This window comes from Nitrosospira sp. Nsp11, from assembly GCF_900142705.1.
Lineage (GTDB): Bacteria > Pseudomonadota > Gammaproteobacteria > Burkholderiales > Nitrosomonadaceae > Nitrosospira.
Genome location: NZ_FRBV01000003.1, coordinates 196,527 through 218,275, shown reverse-complemented (window position 1 = coordinate 218,275; position 21,749 = coordinate 196,527). Strand labels below are relative to the sequence as shown.

Here is a 21,749-nt window from a genome sequence, read left to right as displayed (position 1 = left end):
CGTTTTATTTCATCGCATCAAGGTTGGCTTTTGCATCAGCATTTCCCTGGGCGGCGGCTTTCGCGAACCATTCTTTGGCTTTATCGGTATCCCTGGCTATCCCTTCCCCGGAAAAGTACATCACCCCAAGATTGTTCTCAGCATCGACATTGCCCTGATCAGCGGCCTTTTGAAATAACTCCACCGCTTTGACCGGATCTTTGGCGACACCTTCGCCATTCGCATACATCAGCCCGAGGTTGAATTGGGCATCCGCGTATCCCTGCGCAGCGGATCGATGAAACCAGGCAGCAGCCGTAACAGGATCATTACTCAGGATTTTGCCGGATGAATCCTTGGATATGGCTTCCCCCGTGTAGTACATGACGCCAAGTCCGTTTTGCGCTTTGGCATCGCCAGCCTCGGCATCTTTCCTTAATTGCAGGAATTTTTCTTCTGGCGTCGCTTCATTCTCGGAACCAGCCGGCATGATTTCCTTTAATATCGCCGATTTTTCTTCAGGGGTCAGCTCATTTTCCAGTATGCTCGGAATTTGTTTTTCCGATGTAAACTCATCCGGAAGCCGGGTCTGTGCTTCTGTTTTGGCGGCGGTCTCTGGCGCTTTCTCGCCGCACCCGGCAAGCATGAGCATGGGTACTGCGAGTAACGTAACAATAAGGATATTCATCGATTATTATGTCCTGTCAGGTCCCGTCCAGGCTGGTTAAGCGGTTGTGGAGTCAGAGGCAAATGGGCTTCAGCTTCATAAGCTGTAATACATATCAAACTCGACCGGATGGGTGGTCATGCGAAATCGTGTCACTTCTTCCATCTTGAGTTCGATGTAGCCATCGATCATATCATTCGAAAACACGCCACCCCGGGTAAGAAAGTTGCGATCCTTATCCAGGCTATCCAGCGCCTCATCCAGCGAGACACAGGGGTTGGGAATCCTGGCGGCTTCCTCGGGTGGAAGGTCATAAAGATTCTTGTCCATGGGGTCACCTGGATGAAGCTTGTTCTGGATGCCGTCCAGTCCAGCCATCATCAATGCGGTGAAAGCGAGATAGGGGTTGGCGGTAGGATCGGGAAAACGCACTTCAACGCGCCTTCCTTTGGGACTGTTGGCGTAAGGAATGCGCACCGCGGCGGAACGGTTGCTTACCGAATAAGCAAGGTTGATCGGTGCTTCAAAACCGGGAACCAGGCGTTTATAGGAGTTGGTGCCCGGATTGGTTATAGCGTTCAATGCCTTGGCGTGCCTGATAATGCCGCCTATATAATACAACGCCATTTCCGATAGTCCCGCATAACCATTTCCGGAAAATAGATTTTGTCCGCCTTTCCAGATCGACTGATGCACATGCATTCCGGAACCATTGTCGCCGACGATGGGTTTCGGCATGAAAGTCGCTGTTTTTCCGTAGGAGTGTGCGATGTTGTGCACGACATATTTGAATACCTGGGTCCAGTCGGCGCGCTTCACCAGGCTGCTGTACTTGGTGCCTATTTCACACTGTCCGGCAGTTGCGACTTCATGATGATGTACTTCGACTTCGATACCCAGTTCTTCCAGTGCAAGGCACATGGCGGAACGAATATCATGCAGGGAATCAACCGGAGGAACGGGAAAATACCCACCTTTTATACCCGGACGGTGCCCGGTGTTCCCCCCCTCGTATTTTAGCGCCGAGCTCCAGGCTGCTTCCTCGGACTCGATCTTTACCGAGCAGCCGGACATGTCAGCGTGCCAGATAACGGAGTCAAAGATGAAGAATTCCGGCTCAGGGCCGAAATAGGCGATGTCGCCAATACCCGTCGATTTAAGATAAGCTTCGCCGCGTTTTGCCAGCGAGCGGGGGTCGCGGTCATAGCCTTTGCCGTCGGAAGGCTCCACCACATCACAGGTCATGAACAGCGTCGCCTCGTCCATGAACGGGTCCATTTTTGCCGTGTCGGGGTCGGGTATCAGTAGCATGTCTGAGGCATGAATGCCTTTCCAGCCCGCAATGGAGGAACCATCGAACGCGTGACCATCCTCCAGCTTGTCCGCGTCGACGGCATGGGCAGGAAGCGTTACATGCTGTTCTTTGCCGCGGGTATCGGTAAATCTTAAATCAACGAACCTGACTTCGTTGTCCTGGATCATTTTCAGAACATCGGGTACCGCCATATTTCTCTCCATGAAGACTGCCTTGAATTGAAGCGCATAAGCACAAAGGTAACATTATATCAGCAGGAGCGTCTCCGTTTTTTCAACATGACGAGCCGAACATGCCCGGGGCCCGGCATTTTCCGAAAAGATGCGTGGGGATCCCGGGCCCCGCCGTGATGCTCGCTATGAAGCCTATTCAGCACATAAAGTTTTAGGTAAACACCCGCTTGAAAATGGATTACCATTGCATTTTAATCCGTTATTTCGGGAAACCATATGGAAACCATTGCTGCAATACTAGAGAGGGCGCAACAGCGCGCCAGGGAAATGGATTTGCCGTACGAAGGTGCACTGTTGCCCGGTGAAGCGCTTGATCTGCTGCAGGAAGCGCCTGGAGCAAAATTGGTGGACGTGCGCTCCAGAGCCGAATGGGATTGGGTAGGGAGAATACCGGGCGCGGTTGAAATCGAGTGGCAGTCCTATCCCGGCATGCGGCCCAACGCCAGTTTCCTAGACTATCTTTCCAGTCAGGTGGACAAGGAATCGCTGGTGATGTTCATCTGCCGCAGCGGAGGCCGCTCACATCAGGCTGCGGCTACCGCCACCGAATCGGGCTATGCAAATTGTTATAACATTCTCGAAGGCTTTGAGGGCGAGAAAGACGCCACCGGCCACCGCGGTACCAAGGGGGGTTGGAAAGCGGCGGGGTTACCATGGATACAGGGTTGAGCAAAGGGACCAACAAACCAGCGTTGGATCAGAATTCTCCGAGTTCGATTTTGAGAAATCGAAGGGGTTCAGTTCAGGCTGCTGACCATTTGACCATTCCCGAATAAGCTGTGATCAGCACAATGATTCCGAATCCGATGCGATACCATGCAAACACGGTGAAATCATGGTGACTGATAAAGCGCAATAATCCGCGTACAGCTAATAATGCGCTGATGAAGGAGGCCACGAAGCCGATAAAAAATACGCCGATATCGTCGAAATGGAGAATATCCCGATTTTTGAAAATATCGTAGAAGGTGGCCGCGAACATAACGGGTATTGCCAGGAAAAAAGAGAACTCGGTAGCGGCCTTGCGTGATAAGCCGAAAAAGAGTCCGCCAATAATCGTTGCACCTGAGCGCGAGGTACCCGGTATCAAGGCCAGACATTGCATTAATCCGACCTTCAGCGCGTGTTTCCAGTCGATATCTTCCACCCGTTCAACATCCACCACGTGTTTCCTGCGCTCGGCCCACAGGATTAGAATTCCGCCGATTATAAATGCCATTGCCACGGGTACCGGATGAAACAGATATTGCTTGATGGTTTTAATGAGCAATAAGCCCAAAATCGCAGCGGGCAGAAACGCGATGAAAAGATTGAGCACGAAGCGGTTTGCATCCTGACGCGAACCCACATCCGCGACTACGCTACGAATCTTGACGCGATATTCCCAGCATACCGCCAGAATGGCGCCCAGTTGAATGACAATCGTGAATACTTTTCCTTTGTCGTCATTGAAGTCGAGCAGATCGCCCGCCAGGATGAGATGGCCGGTAGAGGAAATGGGGAGAAATTCGGTCAGGCCTTCGATAATGCCGAGGATCAGGGCCTTGAGGAACAGAAACCAGTCCATATGTGATTATCCGGCCAAAAGAATTAAGCGCCGGACAAGCACGAGCGGATGCGGGTAAGTCAAGGTGTTACCAGGCAACGGGTTTTCCCAAGGGCGGCGTAGTGGTCGCGATTAACCGGGTGAATATTTTTGTCGGGCATTATCGCATCGAAGCCCGCTTCAGGCTTAAAAATACTTCTTGAGGTTGCCATAAAGACGATCAGAGAATAATTTAGAGGAGACCGCTCGATTTCCGTTTTCCCGGGAAAGCCGAGCGCTTCCTCTTCCTATTTAACGGTTGGCTCTATGGCAGGATGAGTGCAATACGCCATCACTATTACAGTTTGCTGTAAATCTCCGTCCCTTTTGCCACAAATTCGACCGCTTTTTCTTCCATGCCTTTTTTCAACGCCTCATTTTCGCTAACACCTTTCTGTGCGGCAAAATCGCGAACGTCCTGGGTTATTTTCATCGAGCAGAAGTGGGGGCCGCACATGGAGCAAAAATGGGCAAGTTTAGCGCCTTCCTGCGGCAGGGTTTCGTCATGGAACTGCTTTGCCTTGTCGGGATCGAGACCAAGGTTGAACTGATCATTCCAGCGAAACTCGAAGCGGGCTTTTGAAAGTGCATTATCGCGAATCTGCGCACCAGGGTGGCCCTTCGCCAGGTCTGCCGCGTGAGCAGCAATTTTATAAGTGATAATCCCATCTTTTACATCATCCTTATCCGGCAGGCCAAGGTGCTCTTTTGGCGTAACATAACACAGCATTGCCGTGCCATACCAGCCGATCATGGCGGCGCCGATGGCGGATGTAATATGATCGTAGCCAGGTGCAATGTCGGTAGTGAGCGGCCCCAACGTATAGAACGGAGCCTCGGCGCAGTATTTCAACTGCATATCCATATTTTCCTTGATCAGGTGCATGGGAACATGGCCCGGACCTTCGATCATCACCTGCACGTCATGTTTCCAGGCGACCTGTGTTAATTCGCCGAGGGTTTTCAGTTCCGCGAACTGGGCTTCATCGTTGGCATCGTGAATCGAACCGGGGCGCAGACCATCTCCCAGGGAAAAGCTCACGTCATATGCCTTCATGATTTCGCAGATTTCTTCGAAGCGGGTATACAAAAAACTTTCCCTGTGATGCGCGAGACACCACTTGGCCATGATGGAGCCGCCGCGCGAAACGATGCCGGTCAGACGTTTTGCCGTCATTGGAACATAGGCGAGCAGCACGCCGGCATGGATGGTGAAATAGTCCACGCCCTGCTCAGCCTGTTCGATCAGCGTATCGCGAAAAATTTCCCAGGTGAGGTCTTCCGCTTTGCCATCGACTTTTTCCAGCGCCTGATAAATTGGCACGGTGCCGATGGGAACGGGGCTGTTGCGGATTATCCACTCACGAGTTTCATGAATATTTTTTCCGGTGGAAAGATCCATTACCGTATCTCCGCCCCAACGGATAGCCCAGGTCATTTTCTCGACTTCTTCCTGGATGCTCGAACCCAGTGCCGAATTACCGATATTCGCATTGATTTTTACCAGAAAATTGCGGCCGATGATCATCGGTTCGGATTCGGAATGGTTAATGTTGGCAGGAATGATGGCGCGACCCCTGGCTACTTCATCGCGTACGAATTCCGGCGTGATATGCTGGGGCAGAAAGGCGCCGAAATCCTGCCCGGGATGCTGGCGTGTGAGTAATTCCCGGTGCTGATTACCCAGGTGCTCGCAACGTTGATTTTCACGTATGGCTACATACTCCATTTCCGGCGTAATGATGCCTTGACGCGCATAATGCATTTGCGTGACATTCGCTCCGGCCTTGGCACAGCGGGGCTGGCGCTTCAAATCAAAGCGCATTTCAGCGAGCTTGGGGTCGGCCAGGCGCTGCCTGCCATAAGCGGAAGCGGGACCGGAGAGAATTTCCGTGTCGCCCCGCTCGTCGATCCATTTTTCGCGTAAGGGCGCCAAGCCGGAACGGATGTCGATGTTTATCGCCGGATCCGTGTATGGACCAGAAGTGTCGTAAACATAAATTGCCGGGTTTTGTTCCGCACCCATGCTGGCAGGCGTGTCGGATTGGCTGATTTCCCGCATCGGCACTTGAATATCAGGGCGGGAGCCATGTACATAAATTTTTCGGGATTCAGGCAGGGGCTTGACCGCCCCTTCGTCCACATGGGCTGTTTTGCTCGAAAAGGGCAAAGGAATTTGTGCGGCATTTAAAACGGTTGCATTCATAATACGCTCCTTTAGCGCCGTAAAGGAGCGGGATAGTCACATCCCAGCTTCCCTACGGCGGCATTATCCGTGTCAGGTAGTAAGGGACTGTCTCACCAGTTTCCGGCGTTTCCGGAAAGGACCCCTAGCTGCTGCTGTGAAGCTAATGGAAATGTGGAATAATTGCAAGTCTGGGACGATATTTTATATAAAGGCTGGACATGGATCTTGAACAAAACCGTTTTAACATGATAGAACAGCAAATTCGTACATGGGAAGTGCTGGACCAGGAAGTTCTCAAATTATTGTTCGAGCTGCGGCGCGAGGAATTCGTCCCGGCGGCTTACCGCTCCCTTGCATTCGTGGACATGGAAATTCCGCTGGGATATGGTGAAGTAATGCTTGCCCCAAAAATGGAAGCGCGGATTTTGCAGGAATTGCAAGTAAAAAAAACCGACAGGATTTTGGAGGTAGGCAGTGGCAGCGGATACTTGACCGCATTGCTGGCAACCAAAGGCGAATTTGTTTGCAGCGTGGAAATTGTGCCGGAACTGAAAGCCATGGCGGAAAAAAATCTCCAGGCGCATGGAATAACCAATGTAATCCTGGAGAATGGAGATGCCGCCCGCGGCTGGCCCCGGCATGGGCCTTACGACGTGATCGTACTGACGGGATCGACTCCGGTTTTACCGGGGGCTTTCCAAAAAAGCCTCAAAACCGGTGGACGCCTGTTCGCGGTGACAGGCGATGCTCCGGTCATGCAAGCTGTGCTCGTCACTTGCGTGGTTCAAAAGGAAAAAGCGGGCGTATATAATACGGTCGGCTTGTTTGAAACCTGTATTTCCCCGCTCAGAAACGCGATGCAGCCTGAGAGATTTACATTTTGATCTTACGGCCCAATCCATGAATTACAAGTCCGCCTGGCTGATCTAGCTCAACCGCGTTCAATCGGTCGATAGCTCTTTTTTCGTCCAAGAGTTAGACAATCTGGAATCAAAGTGAAAATTCGGCAATACATTTATGCATTACTGATTGCAGGAGCAGCTTTACATACTCCAATCCACGCGGCCGACCTGATGGAAACCTATCGTCAAGCGCTGGAAGAGGACGCGCTATATAGCGCCGCGCGTGCTGCCCACATGGCGGCGCAGGAAAGGCTGCCGCAGGGTCGAGCCGGACTGCTTCCCACTCTCTCGCTTGCGTTTGTGAAGCGGAGGCAATTCATAGATATAGGCAACGTCAGCAGTATCGCGCCTGTCGGGACGGTTGGAACGGTGAGGCCGTCTGAAGTGATTATCGATAACCAGAGCCTGACTATCACGGCAACCCAGCCAATTTATCGCAAGGAAAATTTCGTAATCTATGAACAGTCCAAGCTTCAGGTTGCTCAGGCGGACTCACAGTTCATCATTGCAGCACAGGATCTGATCCTCCGGGTCGCCCAGGCATATTTGGACATCCTCACCGCCCAAGTGAATCTGGAGGTGGCAGAGGCCCAGAAGAAAGCGATCTCGGAGCAGCTTGAGCAGGCCAAGCGCAACTTTCAGGTGGGTACGACGACTATCGTCGATACTTACGAAGCCCAGGCCCGTTTCGATCTGACTACATCTCAGGAAATCGCTGCAAAGAACCAGTTGGAGGTGGCGCAGCGCACTCTGCAACAGATCATCGGACGTATGCCCGATGAACTCGTGCGCCCGAAAGACACTACCTTCGAGTTGCTCAACCTGAAGTACGCGAACATGCAGGATTGGATAACCGTAGCTGAACAGAATAACCTTGCGCTGAAAGTACAGCAATCGGTATATGAAATCGCAAAACAGGACGTGGAACGAGCCAAGGCAGGGCATTATCCCACGCTGGACCTGGTCGCCATATACAGCGACCAGAAAGGTGTGGGCGGTACAATCACCGGCCGGCCAATTGACCTGACCTCAAAAGAAATAGGGATTCAAGTCAGCTTTCCGTTGTTTCAGGGTTTCGCTGTGCAATCACGGGTGCGTGAAGCCCTGGCTATCCAGGAAAGAGTGTTCCAGGAACTGAACAATACCCGACGCAACAGCGTTCTGCAGGTGAGCCAGCAGTACCTGAACGTTACCAACGGTATTGCCCAGGTAAAAGCGCTAAAGCAGGCGCTGCTATCCAGCCGGAGTCAGCTGGACTCCACCAAGCTCGGGCAGGAGGTTGGCGTGAGAACGGAGGTGGACGTATTAAATGCTCAGCAGCTATATTATTCGGCCCGCCGGGATCTCGCCCAGGCGAGAAATAACTTTCTCATGTCCAAATTGAGATTAGAGGCTGAGGCGGGAGAATTAGACGAGGATGATTTGAGGGAGGTAAACCAGGCATTATTGCAATAACCTCTTCAAACCCCTTTTTAAATGAGGTTTTTGACGTAGGACCCCTCACGGCGTTGACGCGCAAGTGGTTGAGTGTTAGATTTTCTCAAAAGGAGAGGTTGCAAGTCGTTTTTGGTTTATTGATGGATCGGTGCATTGTTCTGATGCCCGAACCGGCTACCCACCAGGAACTGCATTTGCGGTTGAGGCATGGCAGTACCATGCCTTGTGGCGGTAAGCTCGCAGCAATGAACGCAGGAAAACTTCAGCTCGAATTCTCCGTAACATATCATCAACCAATTATTTTGCCTGGGCATATCGGCCTAATTCAAGCGGAACGGACGTGATCTTCCACAACGCCCGTTGTCGCGCCGTTGTACCTTCAAATTGAATATACGTAGCGTGATGGCTACCGAGGCCAACCATGAGCGAGCCAGCCGTATCTGATACATACCGGGGTCAGCCGTCTATCCTTTCGACTGGCGACAGACCCTCGGGCATTCGAGACACCCGTCCGACGGAAGCCGTCAAAGGCGTGCTGGATGCAAAAACTTTTGGCGCAATCGAAACGGACCAATTATTCGATTCCCTTAACCACGCTGTCACCCATGCCGGGCAATGTGTGCTTTACCGGTCCCTTGCCCAACCGGGGACGGATGCCGAAGTGATACGCGGAAAACACGAGGCATTGCGCGAACTGGAATCGGATCCCAGCCTTTACAAAGCCTTACGGCATTTCGTGGAGATCATGGCGGGAGGAGAACAATGTCTTTATCAATTGCTATACGGTACGTTTACCGGTGGGCTCGCCATCGCTAATTCCAGAGCCGGTAAAGATGAAATGGAATTTAGCGGTTACGGTTATCATCAATTCGTTGATGGTACCGCTTTTGTCATCGATATGGTCGAGGCAATGCAAACCCTGCCACAGCCGAAGAGCGCGTATCTGCAGGGCTTATTCGACGCGATTCGCGATTTTGGAAACACGCGCACTTATTCCCTGATGCGTGGACCGGTCTATTCTGTGGACGGAAAGTTCAAGACCAGGGACGAAAGACCACCTTATCTGCCAATCCTGCGCTTTAGGCCGTCGATGATTAAACCCCTTCCGATGTTCGGGGCATTGGGTGCGATAGGGGCAGCGCTTTATTTCTTTCAGAGCTTGCTGGCTGGCTTTGGCATTTCTTACCTAAGCTACGGAATACTTGTGCTGGCGGTACCGGTGCTGTCGGTCCTCCTGATAGCCATTGCCGCGTCCGATCGCGATTCAGTCATATATCCGCTACGCAAGCTGTTCAAGAACAGCGCCGAGTTGGCGCGTATGTTGGAGACGCTGGGGCTGATCGATGAACTCTTGGCATTTCATCATTATTCGCTCACGTTTGGCGGCAAGACGGTGCTGCCGGAGATATTGGAACGCGAACGCCATTTCCTTAGTGTTACCGAAGCCAGAAACCCGTTACTTGCCAAAGCAAATCCCGATTATGTGCCAAACGACATTCTACTGAACGATACCGGACGGCTACTGGTAATCACAGGGCCGAATAGTGGCGGTAAGACCGCTTACTGTAAAACAGTGGTCCAGATTCAGCTACTGGGGCAGATCGGTTGTTACATTCCCGCAGCAGCGGCGCAGATGGTACTGGCGGAACATATTTTTTACCAGGTGCCAGATCCGGGCCGTCTGGATGAGGGCATAGGACGCTTTGGCCATGAACTGAAGCGTACGCGCGAGATTTTCTTCAGCGCTACGCCCGACAGCCTCGTCGTGCTCGATGAGCTGTCGGAAGGGACGACGTTCGAAGAGAAAATGGAGCTTTCCGAGTATGTCCTCGCTGGTTTTTACAAACTTGGAGCAAGCACACTGCTTGTCACGCATAACCATGAATTATGCGAGCGCTTGCAGGAAAGGGGAATGGGCCGCTACCTTCAAGGAGAGTTTCTTCCTGAAGGGCCCACCTATCGTCTGATTCCGGGTGTATCCACGGTAAGCCATGCCGACCGCGTGGCCGCTGCCCTGGGTTTCAGCAAGGAAGATGTGGAGAAACACCTTACGACACGGCGTATGTGAGCGCAAGGCAAAGGACTGTTTTTGTGTTAGATGTGTTGATGCAGATATATGAGTGTGCTTTGATCTTTTCGTTGCGTTATCTATTTTTGAGTTACACCTTCAATCGCCCGGTCTGAATTCGATATGGGGTGTAAAAGCTGTGGAGCTACCGCAACAATGCAGTTTCGAACGTTGTTTATAAATTTTGGACCAACCGCGCTGACTGGGTGTCAGCCATGCTGAAGTCATTGGTTACAGGCGCGAATGGATTCGTGGGTTCGGCAGTTGCGCGCTGTTTGCTTAACGCAGGCCACGAGGTGCGGTGCCTGGTCAGGCCGGGAAGTGATCGTAGAAATCTCTATCAACTACCTGTTGAGATCTCGGAAGGTGATCTGCGCTCTGCCCCATCACTAAAACGTGCGGTCGCAGGCTGTGATAATTTATTTCATGTTGCCGCCGATTATCGGCTCTGGGTGCCGAATCCTGAAACCATGTACGACATCAACGTGAAGGGAACTCAGGCGCTGATACTGGCTGCTGCTGAAGCGGGAATGAGACGCATGGTATACACCAGCAGCGTGGCGACCCTGGGAACGAGCCAGGATGGCGTCCCTGCAAACGAGGACACGCCCTCGAGCCTCCTGGCCATGAATGGGCACTACAAGCGATCCAAATTCATGGCGGAACAGGTCGTTCAGCGGATGACCGATGAGCATAAACTGCATTTACTCATAGTGAATCCATCTACGCCGATGGGGCCGCGCGACATAAGGCCCACGCCGACAGGGCGTATAGTCGTTGACACCTTGCGCGGCCGTATGCCGGCCTATGTGAATACCGGCTTGAACGTCGCTCATGCCGATGACATTGCACGGGGCCACCTGCTGGCCTATGCGCATGGAAAACCAGGAGAGCGTTATATCCTGGGAGGCGAAAACATGACCTTGCTGCAAATATTGCAAGCAATAGACAAGATTAGCGGAAAGCGGAAAAAGCGAGTCAGCCTTCCCGTCAAGCTGATTCTTCCCGCTGCCTGGTTAATGGAAAAAATGGCAATGGTCACGAATGTTGAGCCGCGCGCGACAGTGGACAGCCTGCGAATGGCCAAACAAAAGATGTTTTACTCCAGCGACAAGGCCATACGTGAATTGGGTTACCAGTACCGGCCGGCGGCGGAAGCGCTTGAAGATGCGATGAATTGGTTTCTGGCCAATGGTTATTGCGGATAGATCTTTTCAGGCATTGCAAGCTCCTCGGTACAAGTCAGTCGAATAATGCACGAATCATTATCTTCCGAGCCGAAACGCTGCATGGCTTCGGTGCCACCGAACTCTGGTTGTTTGCAGAGATGCTGCCACCATGAGCAGCACTCTGCAGGGTAAAGACAGGTTCAAAATGTGGTGGCGCTGGCGCCTTGCCCATCTGCTAAAGGTTTGCCATTGCTGGCTTTCGTCGTAGTCTTGCTTTTGACCTTGAGCGGGGTGAAGCGGGCGGAGGTTACCTCCTGTTCCGGTAGCTCAACGAATACGGTCACTACCGATTCTGGTGAAACGACGAAATCCCCCGTTCCTTTCAATATATTATTACCCGCCGGTTCCAGTTTGACCGAGATCTTGTTCTTCGTCTTGCCGGTTTGAACGGTTGCCTTGCCTGCACCCCCTTCGGTGCTGAGATTTCGGTCGGCATGATCCATTACATAGAGTACGATTTCCTTATCCTTGGCGACAAGCTCCAGATGATACGGACCGGCCATGCGCGTTTGCCCGCCGTGAACCGACTCCTTGGAATCGAAATATTCCTCGGTATGGGCGCCGGCAGGTAAGGCAATAGCAAAAGCAAAAGCAGATCCAAACAGAATGGTAGATATGAACTTATTCATCTTGATTCTCCTCGATAATTGAAATAAGTCGTTAATGTCCATCACTGATGCTCTGTAGCGCCAACGTATTACGGATAATAAATGCTGCCGACACGATCCTTCATTGCGCACCCTTCCTGCTCCGGTCAACCTGAGCCGCCGTAACCAGGGTGCCCCGATTACCCCATGCGTTGCGGATATATGACAAGACCAGCGCAACCTCCTCATCACGCAGGATTTGCGCAAACGGTGGCATGCCATAAGGTCGCGGATTGCTTGCGATGACGGGTGCGTAGCCACCATTGAGAATGCTGCGAATTGCATTAATCGGGGAGGCCAGTGTAATGCCGCGGTTTCCCGCCAGCGCCGGATAAGCGCCGGGGGCGCCCTGCCCCAAATTTCCATGACAATCCTGACAGTGCGTCTCGTAGATCTCGCCGCCTTGGCGGAGCAGCGTGTCGACTTCTTCCGTCAGCGCAGGGGCTATGCCTCTGGAGCGGGGACCGGTCTCAGGTAGCGACTTCAGGTAGGTCGCCATGGCATAGGCGTCCTCCTTCGTCAGATATTGAAGACTTTGGCTGATGACATCCGCCATCGGCCCTGTTGTGATTGCGCGGCTAGACGAACCTGTCCTCAGTAATTCAACGATGTCCTCGACCGCCCAGTCGGAAGTGCTGGCCTCCTGGAGAGATGTCAGAGAGGGCGCGTACCAGTTCGAGCCCATGAGCTGTCCTCCCCCGAATAGTTCGCCCTGGCTTGCGCCGAACGGGTTCCGGGCGGTATGGCAAGCATTGCAGTGGCCGAGTCCTTGCACCAGATAGGCGCCCCGGTTCCATTCATCGCTCTTTGCGTTATCAGCCCGATAAACGCCTTGCTCGAAATAAATGGCGCGCCAGATATAAATGAGTGGACGGAGGTTGAAAGGAAAACGGATCTGGTTCGGCCGATTGCGCTGCTGAGCAGGTGGAAGCGATTGAAGATAGGCAAAGATTGCATCGGAGTCCTCACGCGTGATCTTCGTATATTCCGTATAGGGAAAGGCGGGGTATAAAGGGCTGCCGTCGCGTGCCTTGCCATCGTGGAGCGCTCGCCAGAAGTTCCCCTCATTCCAGAGTCCAATACCCGTTTCCGGATCAGGGGTAATATTAGGTGTGATGAAGGTCCCGATAGACGTATCGAGGACATGTCCCCCCGCATAGGGTCGCCCACCCTGTGCCGTGTGGCAACCCATGCAATTGCCGGCCTGCGCGAGATAGGCGCCCCGCGCCTGCTGTTGCTGTTGTGCTTGCCGCCCGGTAATGCCATCTGTTTTTGCCGGTGGCGATTCCACGCCGGCAGGAACAGAGGAGGAGCTTACCGGTACCATGAAAATGCCGAGGCCTATTAGCCCGGCAAGCGCCGCAGCCAATAGGATAAGTTTCATTGCAACCCTCCTGGTTGGAGGACGATGCTGCTGCAACGCTCAGCCAGCTTACCAGGGAGAGTTGCCGCCGGGCTTGCGCGCGTTGAGAGGGCTTCGGAAACGGGTTGCGCGGCCAGCCACGCCGCAATGGCGCTCGCCTCGTTGGTTGTGAGCTGTTTTGCGATTTCGGACATGCAGTCGGGCGTTTCCCCGCGCATCGCTCCTCCATTCTGCCAGTTACCGAACTGGGCGATGATATAGACGCGCGGCAGGCCCAGCAGGCCGGGAATAAAAGGCTCCGTGCCCATCAGGTCTTTGCCGTGGCATTCAGTACACGCGGGAATCTTACGGCCGGGGTCGCCCTGAGTAATAAGCCTGCGGGCGAGTTCAACTTCATCGGGCGATGACTTTAATGGTTCGGGCGGGGGGAAAGCCTGTTTCAACGAAGCGAAATAGGCGGCCATATCGCGCAGGTATTGATCGGGCAAACCTTCAAGCAGCAAGGCCATGGGGCGGTAGTGGCGCCGCTCGTCACGGAAATTGCGCAGCTGGTTGAACAGATAGCCTTCCGGCTTGCCAGCAATACGCGGGTAGTACGCATCTCTGCCCTGTTTATCCTCTTTGCCATGACAGGCAGTGCAGGCCTTTACCCGCTCCGCCATGGTGTCGGGTACATCAGCCGGGGAAACTCCGGTGGCGATTGCATGGTCGGTAAACAACAAAAAAGCGATCAGGACAACTCGTATCATTGCGTTCTCTACCCCTTTGTTTGGTTCGTTTAACCGGATGCACCGTAAGATCAACTGAAATTCCGCAGCTTTACTGCCACTACCGCGCAAATTTCCGCACTACCGCCATCAGCTCATCAATTGCCTCATCGCCCTGACCTGATTTGATGGCGCCTTGCATGCATCCATGCGTATGGTTTTCCAATAACAGCATGGCCACCGCGTCAAGTGCGGATTGCAGCGCAGAGACCTGGTTCAGGATGTCAACGCAATAACGATCTTCCGATATCATTTTGTTGACACCCCGTACCTGCCCCTCGATGCGGTTGAGCCGCTTTATCAGTGCTTCCTTGTCCGGTTGCACCACCGTCTGCGGTGCATGGCATGGCTTCTTGCTAGGTAATGACTTCAAAGCCGGCGTCCTCGATAGCGTTCTTGAACTGGTTGGGTTTAGTAGTGGCAGCGTCGTACTGGATGGTCACCTGTTTCTGTTCGAGAGAAACATCCGCACTGTCCACGCCAGGAATTTTCTCCAGCACGCTCTTCACACTATTGACGCAGCCCATGCAGGTCATTCCCTCGACTTTTATGACTTCCGTTTGCATTTTCATACTCCTTCCGTTTAAGTGAATGCGTTAAGTGAATCGATCAGCTGTTCAAACGCCGGCTCGCCACCGTTTCAACAACAGCGAATTGCCTACTACCGATACCGAGCTCATTGCCATTGCTGCACCTGCGACCACGGGATTAAGCAATCCTATCGCCGCCAGCGGTATCCCCAGCACGTTATAGATGAAGGCGAAGAACAAGTTCTGGCGGATTTTTCCCAGCGTTGCGCGTGAAAGCGAGATAGCATCCGCCACACTCATCAGGTCATTACGCATAAGTGTGATGTCGGCGGCCTCGATCGCCACGTCGGAGCCTTCTCCGATAGCGAAGCTCACGTCGGCCGCGGCCAGCGCCGGTGCATCATTGATACCATCGCCTACCATACCGGTAAATTTACCGTTTGCCTTCATTTTGCCCACTTCGGCAGCTTTATCCTGAGGCAGCACCTCAGCACGATAAGTGGTAATGCCTGCTTGCCCGGCAATGGCGGCTGCGGTGGCGGAATTGTCGCCGGTGAGCATCACGACTTCGATTCCCATCGACTGTAGCCGCGCTACCGCTTGTGCGGAACTATGCCTCAGCCGGTCGGCGATGGCGAGATGGCCGAGAACTTTAGGCGCCGTGCTGTTTGTACTGGTTACCAGAGCCACGCCTACGACAGTTTTACCCTCGGCCTGAAGAATGGCCATCGAATTTTCATCGACCAGCGCGCCATGTTCGCGCAGAAATCGGGGCGAGCCGAGAAGATACTCGATGCCATCGATGCAGCCAGTGATACCGCTGCCGGTGACGGCTCTGAAATTGCTCACTGTTTGTGGCTGGATACCCAGGCTACTGGCATGCTCCATCACTGCTTTTGCCAGAGGATGCTCCGATCCCCGCTCGAGCGTCGCGGCAATCTGCATCAGATCGTGTTCCATAACCGTTCCTGCCGGAACAATATCCGTCACTGCGGGCGCCCCCTCGGTGAGCGTGCCGGTTTTGTCCACAATCAGAACCTGAATTTTTTCGGCCTGTTCCAGTGCAGCAGCGTTTTTCACCAGCACGCCGGCTTGGGCCCCGCGTCCCGCACCCACCATGATTGCAGTTGGCGTAGCCAACCCCAATGCGCAGGGGCAGGCAATAACCAGCACCGCTACGGCATTAATGAGAGCCGGCACAAAATCCGCGGCCAGCCACCAGTTGAGGACCAGGGTCAGCGCGCTGAGAGTGACCACCACCGGCACAAACACGCCTGAAATCGTATCGGCCAATCGCTGGATGGGCGCCTTGGAACCTTGCGCTTCTTCAACGAGACGGATAATGGCCGCAAGTTGGGTATGAGCGCCGACACCGGTCGCGCGACATTTAAGCAGCCCCTGCTGATTCATGGTAGCCGCGTAGACCTTCGCGCCAACTCGTTTTGTAACGGGCAGGCTTTCGCCGGTCAACATCGCCTCGTTCACGCTGGAGGCGCCTTCAATGACGACGCCATCCACCGGCATATTCTCGCCCGGGCGAACGATAAACACCTCTCCCGGCTTGAGGCTGCTTGCATCCACTTCCACGATCTCGCCGTTGCGCTCCACCCGGGCAATCTTGGGCTGCAGCCTGACAAGTTCCTCAATAGCCGCCGAAGTCTTGCCCTTGGCGCGGGCTTCCATCAGTTTACCCAATAGAACCAACGTGATGATGACCGCGCTTGCCTCGAAATAGACGTGCTGATCCAGGCTCAGCACCACTACCACTACGCTGAAAAAGTATGCTGCGCTAGTGCCCAGCGCGATAAGCACATCCATGTTGGCTCCGCCGCCGCGTAACGCATTCCATGCCGCGGTATAGAAGCGCTTGCCCACCCAGAACTGTACCGGCGTTGCCAGCACCCATTGCAGCCAGCGCGGCAGTTCTGCACCGCTTTCCCAGAGCATCGGCGCCATCTGCAGCAATAGCGGCAGGCTGAGCGCAGCTGCAATCCAGAACATGCGAAGTTCCGCGTTGTAAGCGGCAAGCCTGCGCGCTTTCTCCTCGGCGCGACTGGCTTCGCTGATTTCGCTGGCGCCGTAGCCCGCCCGGGCAATTGCGGCAATCAGGTCATCCACTGCTATCGCGCCGGGGCTGAAGCCGGCGTGGGCAATCTCTGTAGCGAGATTGACGGTAGCGGTGACGCCCGGCAGTTTATTCAGCGCTTTTTCGATACGGCCGCTGCACGCGGCGCAGGTCATTCCCGTGATTTGCAGTTGCACCGATTGTGGAACCACGTGAAACCCGGCTTTCTCAATCGAACGGACCAGATCTTCAGGCTGGGTCGTGGCCGCATCAAACTCAACCCGCGCTTTTTCGTTCGCAAAATTAACTGCAGCACGTACGCCTGGAAGCTTATTAAGGTTTTTTTCAATACGGGCCGCACAGGCGGTGCAGGTCATGCCTTCGATCGGCAATTCTATTTGCTTAAGCGCTAGAGAATGCATGGATGCCTCGCGTCGCAAGATTCATTGATAAACTCGACAAATGTAAATGTATTCGCTCAGCGCTGCGTGGGCGCGTCGCTCGGCTCGAGGTGATTGTCTGCTGGCTTTACCTGCTGCCAAGGGGACGAAAGCGAGTTAAAGTCATAACCGGACCCCGTCAGCTTGAGTCCTCGATCCGCCATCATCACACCCATGGCGATAACCAGAATTGCGGAAGCAAGCACCAGCTGGCGCATGATGCTGCGGGACACGCTGCTGGCGACCAGGCCGAAGCTCAGGAGCGGCAACAGCGTGCCCAGGCCGAAGAAGAACAGCATGGTAGCGCCTTCCTGGGGACTGCCAGTACCTGCTGCCATGATGTACATGGCTTGCAGAGGACCGCAACCCAGCATGAATCCATTCAACAGCCCGATTACGAGAGGGCTGCGCTGGCTTCGTAGTTCATTCGCGACACCTTTGGTCACAAAATGAGGCAGGCGCAGGGTAAAGCCGCGCAGCGCAGCAAATACATCCAGCATTTTCAGACCATAGATAATTACAAAGAGGCTGGCTGCGATACTGATGATGCCCCGCATGTAAGGAGTAAAAGTCACGACCGAGCCCAGCAAGCCTAAAGTGCCGCCAATGGCCGCGTAAGAGGCTGTCTTGCCGGTTGCGTACATCAAGTGGCGCATCGCGGTGGAAGCTACGGATTGAGGAACACCTGAGGTCGCGTAGCCGACCACAAAGCCGCCGCACATGCCAACGCAATGGAACCCCGTAAAAAACCCGATGGAAAATAACATGGCATGTCCGAGATTGGGGTTCATCTCTCCCACTAGCCCCGGTATCATGCTTTTGCCCCAAAAGGTAACGCCACCGACCATCAGCAGGAAGAACAGTAAAATCAGTCCGTTTCGCAGATGCTGGCCTGAAGCGTCGGCGATGGCGCTTTCAAACTCATAACCTTTTTCTTCGATTGCATTGCGAATGTCGATTTCCTTGATGCGCTTGCCGTCGAACTCGACATCGACAGTCTGCTTTACGTAATCCGCTTTTACCTTCTGCACACCGGGAAGACGATTCACTGCATGCTCGATGGTTTCTTCGCACCCCGAGCAATGCATGCCTTTGACTTTCAGATGAGAGGCTTTATTCGTCATCGTCGCACCTCTGGTTTCACAGCAGATGTCTACAATGCAATTCCACTGCTTTGCCTATCTACTACGGCTTTATTTTCTGTTTTTCCCGGCTTCAATTGCGTGACGTAGTGTTCGCTGCGGCAGGAAATCCAATGTTTATTTAGACCACCTGTTTGAATGTCTACGATAAAATCGTATACTACATGGGGGTATATGTCAATACCTGGGTAGGGTATATTGCAGGTGCGACCAAGCTGGGCGCGTTTATACAGCCCCGCTTGGTCGCACCGGGTTCACTGGAGATAAAGGGGTAAAGGTAGCGCCGGTTGCTATGCTTGAAGAACCCCTGGATAAGCCAGGATTGCTGACCAGGGTTTGCGGAGAATTAGAGATTCCTGATGGCATTCGACAGGAGCAGTCGACTTGCCTTCAAGACCTGGCCTTTCATCCAGGTCAATCTTGCCGTCGTAATTGCGGAAACAGAATCACGTCGCGAATACTCGGGCTATCGGTGAAGAGCATTACCAGGCGGTCTATACCGATACCCTCGCCCGCGGTCGGGGGCAGGCCGTACTCGAGCGCGCGAATAAAGTCAGCGTCATAATACATGGCCTCGGCATCTCCCGCTTCTCTTGCATCGGCTTGTTCGAGAAAGCGCGCCGCCTGGTCCTCCGGGTCGTTCAATTCCGAAAATCCATTGGCGATTTCGCGGCCGGCAATGTACAGTTCGAACCGGTCGGTTATCGCGGGATTTGCATCGTTGCGCCGTGCCAGCGGTGAAACCTCGGCTGGATAGTCAACGACGAAGGTCGGCTCCAGCAGTAAATGCTCGGTGGTTTCGTCAAATAACGCAAGCTGTAGCCCGCCAATGCCATCCGTGGGTTTGCAGGCGATTCCGAGCGCTTTGAGTTTTTCGATCAGGAACGATCGATCGCCGAGTTGCACATCGGTATATTCCGGATGAAATTTTCGGATTGCCTGGGTAATGGTAAGCCGCGCGAACGGTTGTGCAAGGTCAATTTCACGCCCCTGGTAAATGACTTTGGTTGTTTCCAGCACCTTTATCGCGATTTCCCGCAGCATGCTTTCCGTGAAATCCATCAGGTATGTGTAGTCCTGATAAGCCTCGTAAAATTCCAGCATGGTGAATTCGGGGTTATGCCGAGTCGAAATCCCTTCGTTTCTGAAGCTTCGATTGATTTCAAATACCCGTTCCATGCCGCCGATAACCAGGCGCTTCAGATAAAGCTCCGGTGCGATGCGGAGATACAACTGCATATCCAGCGCGTTGTGGTGAGTGATAAAAGGCCGTGCCGCAGCGCCGCCGGGAATCGGGTGCATCATTGGCGTCTCCACTTCCAGATAGCCATGCCTGACCAAAAACTCGCGTATGGACTGGATGACCCGGGATCGTGTAATAAATACGCTCCGGCTTTTTTCGTTGGTGATGAGGTCGAGGTAGCGCTGGCGATATCTTTGCTCCTGATCGGCCAGGCCGTGAAATTTTTCCGGTAGAGGGCGCAGTGATTTCGTGAGCAGCTGCAGCTTCGTGACGCGAACGGAAAGCTCGCCGGTTCTGGTTCTGAACAGCGTCCCTTGAGCGCCCAATATATCGCCGAGGTCATAGTGCTTGAATGCGTCGTGCGCCTCGATGCCGGCAACGTCGCGGGCAATATAAAGCTGGATGCGTCCATTCATGTCCTGGATGGTGGCGAAGCTCGCCTTGCCCATCACGCGTTTTAATACCATGCGTCCCGCGACGTTTACGATCTTTGGCTCTGCTTCCAGCATTTCGTTGGAATGGCCGCCATATTGCCGGTGCAGATCCGACGAAAAATCGTCGCGACGAAAATTGTTCGGGAAGGCGTTACCTGTTGTGCGCAGCAGATCCAGCTTGGCGCGGCGTTCCTCGACCAGTTTGGCCTCCGCGTTAAGCGAATCGATGGGTTCGCCCGGACTTTCCTCTAAAGCGTCATTCGCCACTGTCGGTTCTCCTTATATGCCTTGTTTCAAGCTGGCTTCAATGAAATCATCCAGTCCGCCGTCCAGTACGGCCTGCGTGTTGCCACTTTCGATATTAGTCCGCAAATCCTTGATACGAGACTGATCCAGCACATAAGAGCGGATCTGGTGTCCCCAGCCGATATCGGTCTTGCTGTCTTCTATCGCCTGCTTCTCGTCATGCCGCTTGCGCAGTTCCGCCTCGTACAGGCGCGATTTCAGCATGGCCATCGCGTCCGCGCGATTGCGGTGCTGCGAGCGGCCGCTCTGGCACTGCACCACTATACCTGTGGGGTTGTGGGTTATCCGAATGGCCGAGTCCGTTTTATTGATGTGCTGCCCACCCGCTCCGGACGCGCGGAAGGTGTCGACGCGTAAATCAGCAGGATTGATTTCTACTTCGATGGTCTCATCCACCTCAGGATAAACGAACACGCTGGCAAAGGACGTATGGCGTCGATTACCCGAATCAAACGGAGATTTTCGCACCAGCCGGTGAACGCCTGTTTCTGTGCGAAGATAGCCATAGGCGTAATCGCCTGAAATTTTGAGACTTGCGCTCTTGATACCCGCGACCTCGCCCGGCGACTCCTCCATCACCTCCACACTATAGTTGCGGTGCTCGCAATAGCGCAGGTACATGCGTTCCAGCATTGCCGCCCAGTCCTGCGCTTCGGTACCGCCGGAGCCGGCCTGAATATCCACGAAGCAATTATTGTGGTCCATCGGGTTGGAAAACATGCGACGGAATTCCATTTCCACCACGGTCTTTTCCAATCGGCCGATATCCTGCTTGATACTATGCAACGTAGCGTCGTCATTCTCTTCCTTCGCCATCTGGAACAGATCTCGGGCATCATGTAACTGCCGTCCGACTGTTTCCAGATTGACGACAACCCCTTCCAGCATTTTTTTCTCACGCCCCAATTCCTGGGCGCGCTTGTTGTCGTCCCAGATCGCCGGGTCTTCGGTCAGACGGGTGAGTTCGTTTAGCCGTGTTTGTTTGTTATCGAAGTCAAAGATACCTCCGCAATGCTGCTGTCCGGCTGTCGAGATCTACGAGCTGATGGGCAATGTCGTTAAGCTGTTCCGCTTCCATAGGAGCCTTTAAAGGTGCAAAAGATCAAGAATTATACAGGAAGCGAGAATCTCGTCCGTGACTTGACCACATATGGATGAGAGTAATAACGTACGCAGATATCTAAAATAAACGAAGGAAGCCGCTTGACG

19 protein-coding genes and 1 riboswitch are annotated in these 21,749 nt (G+C 53.6%); of the genes, 6 read left to right on the top strand and 13 right to left on the bottom strand.

The window, feature by feature from the left end:
• Positions 1-4: 4 nt before the first annotated feature.
• Together BUA28_RS06295 and glnA are read right to left on the bottom strand one after the other, a co-directional pair.
• Positions 5-667: a tetratricopeptide repeat protein gene (locus BUA28_RS06295; RefSeq protein ID WP_072767262.1), complete on the bottom strand. Its 663-nt coding sequence runs from the start codon at positions 665-667 to the stop codon at positions 5-7.
• Between the two features lie 75 nt (positions 668-742).
• Positions 743-2,152: a type I glutamate--ammonia ligase gene (gene glnA / locus BUA28_RS06290; RefSeq protein WP_072767261.1), complete on the bottom strand. Its 1,410-nt coding sequence runs from the start codon at positions 2,150-2,152 to the stop codon at positions 743-745.
• Positions 2,153-2,410: 258 nt separating this feature from the next.
• Between glnA and BUA28_RS06285 the strand changes: the two genes are divergently transcribed.
• The gene (locus tag BUA28_RS06285) at positions 2,411-2,863 is read left to right on the top strand and encodes a rhodanese-like domain-containing protein (protein ID WP_072767260.1); all 453 of its coding nucleotides are present in this window, start codon (positions 2,411-2,413) and stop codon (positions 2,861-2,863) included.
• A 73-nt stretch (positions 2,864-2,936) separates the two neighbouring features.
• Here BUA28_RS06285 and BUA28_RS06280 read toward each other — a convergent pair whose 3' ends face one another.
• The gene (locus BUA28_RS06280; protein WP_072767259.1) at positions 2,937-3,761 is read right to left on the bottom strand and encodes an undecaprenyl-diphosphate phosphatase; all 825 of its coding nucleotides are present in this window, start codon (positions 3,759-3,761) and stop codon (positions 2,937-2,939) included.
• Between the two features lie 2 nt (positions 3,762-3,763).
• On the opposite strand from BUA28_RS06280, the gene BUA28_RS06275 reads away from it, so the two are divergent.
• Positions 3,764-3,943: a hypothetical protein gene (locus tag BUA28_RS06275; protein WP_072767258.1), complete on the top strand. Its 180-nt coding sequence runs from the start codon at positions 3,764-3,766 to the stop codon at positions 3,941-3,943.
• Positions 3,944-4,077: 134 nt separating this feature from the next.
• On the opposite strand, the gene thiC is transcribed toward BUA28_RS06275, so the two are convergent.
• On the bottom strand, positions 4,078-5,985 hold the full coding sequence (gene thiC / locus BUA28_RS06270) for a phosphomethylpyrimidine synthase ThiC (protein ID WP_072767257.1): 1,908 nt from the start codon (positions 5,983-5,985) through the stop codon (positions 4,078-4,080).
• Between the two features lie 32 nt (positions 5,986-6,017).
• Positions 6,018-6,121, bottom strand: a riboswitch (TPP riboswitch).
• A gap of 64 nt (positions 6,122-6,185) precedes the next feature.
• On the opposite strand from thiC, the gene BUA28_RS06265 reads away from it, so the two are divergent.
• The 4 genes from BUA28_RS06265 to hpnA all read left to right on the top strand — a co-directional run bounded on the left by BUA28_RS06265 (position 6,186) and on the right by hpnA (position 11,582).
• Positions 6,186-6,851, top strand: coding sequence for a protein-L-isoaspartate O-methyltransferase family protein (locus BUA28_RS06265; RefSeq protein ID WP_072767256.1), 666 nt, complete (start codon positions 6,186-6,188; stop codon positions 6,849-6,851).
• 111 nt (positions 6,852-6,962) lie between these two features.
• A complete protein-coding gene (locus tag BUA28_RS06260; RefSeq protein ID WP_072767255.1) occupies positions 6,963-8,324 on the top strand; it encodes a TolC family outer membrane protein in 1,362 nt (453 codons plus the stop codon).
• Positions 8,325-8,727: 403 nt separating this feature from the next.
• Positions 8,728-10,374, top strand: a complete 1,647-nt coding sequence (locus BUA28_RS06250) for a MutS-related protein (RefSeq protein WP_072767253.1) — start codon at positions 8,728-8,730, stop codon at positions 10,372-10,374.
• Between the two features lie 215 nt (positions 10,375-10,589).
• A complete protein-coding gene (gene hpnA / locus BUA28_RS06245) occupies positions 10,590-11,582 on the top strand; it encodes a hopanoid-associated sugar epimerase (protein ID WP_176767771.1) in 993 nt (330 codons plus the stop codon).
• Positions 11,583-11,743: 161 nt separating this feature from the next.
• On the opposite strand, the gene BUA28_RS06240 is transcribed toward hpnA, so the two are convergent.
• From BUA28_RS06240 to prfB, 9 genes are all read right to left on the bottom strand, one after another.
• Positions 11,744-12,232, bottom strand: a complete 489-nt coding sequence (locus BUA28_RS06240; RefSeq protein ID WP_083569900.1) for a hypothetical protein — start codon at positions 12,230-12,232, stop codon at positions 11,744-11,746.
• A 100-nt stretch (positions 12,233-12,332) separates the two neighbouring features.
• Positions 12,333-13,634: a c-type cytochrome gene (locus BUA28_RS06235; protein ID WP_072767252.1), complete on the bottom strand. Its 1,302-nt coding sequence runs from the start codon at positions 13,632-13,634 to the stop codon at positions 12,333-12,335.
• The gene (locus BUA28_RS06230) at positions 13,631-14,362 is read right to left on the bottom strand and encodes a c-type cytochrome (RefSeq protein WP_072767251.1); all 732 of its coding nucleotides are present in this window, start codon (positions 14,360-14,362) and stop codon (positions 13,631-13,633) included. Before BUA28_RS06230 ends, BUA28_RS06235 begins: the two co-directional genes overlap by 4 nt.
• Before the next feature lie 79 nt (positions 14,363-14,441).
• Positions 14,442-14,753 carry a metal-sensitive transcriptional regulator gene (locus BUA28_RS06225; protein ID WP_072767250.1) on the bottom strand — a complete coding sequence of 104 codons (312 nt, stop codon included), beginning with the start codon at positions 14,751-14,753 and terminating at the stop codon, positions 14,442-14,444.
• On the bottom strand, positions 14,737-14,946 hold the full coding sequence (locus BUA28_RS06220) for a heavy-metal-associated domain-containing protein (protein WP_072767249.1): 210 nt from the start codon (positions 14,944-14,946) through the stop codon (positions 14,737-14,739). The genes BUA28_RS06225 and BUA28_RS06220 overlap by 17 nt, the downstream gene beginning before the upstream one ends.
• Before the next feature lie 51 nt (positions 14,947-14,997).
• Positions 14,998-17,397 carry a heavy metal translocating P-type ATPase gene (locus BUA28_RS06215; protein WP_072767248.1) on the bottom strand — a complete coding sequence of 800 codons (2,400 nt, stop codon included), beginning with the start codon at positions 17,395-17,397 and terminating at the stop codon, positions 14,998-15,000.
• Between the two features lie 56 nt (positions 17,398-17,453).
• Positions 17,454-18,539 (bottom strand): urease accessory protein UreH domain-containing protein, encoded by a 1,086-nt coding sequence (locus BUA28_RS06210; protein ID WP_072767247.1) that lies wholly within the window; start codon positions 18,537-18,539, stop codon positions 17,454-17,456.
• Positions 18,540-18,971: 432 nt separating this feature from the next.
• Entirely contained in the window at positions 18,972-20,501 is a 1,530-nt protein-coding gene (gene lysS, locus BUA28_RS06205) for a lysine--tRNA ligase (RefSeq protein ID WP_072767246.1), read from the bottom strand.
• Between the two features lie 12 nt (positions 20,502-20,513).
• Positions 20,514-21,618, bottom strand: a protein-coding gene (gene prfB / locus BUA28_RS06200) for a peptide chain release factor 2 (RefSeq protein WP_143021637.1) whose coding sequence is annotated in 2 segments (ribosomal slippage) — positions 20,514-21,536 and positions 21,538-21,618 — 1,104 coding nt in all. Because the reading frame shifts where the segments join, the coding sequence is not laid out codon by codon here.
• Positions 21,619-21,749: the final 131 nt, after the last annotated feature.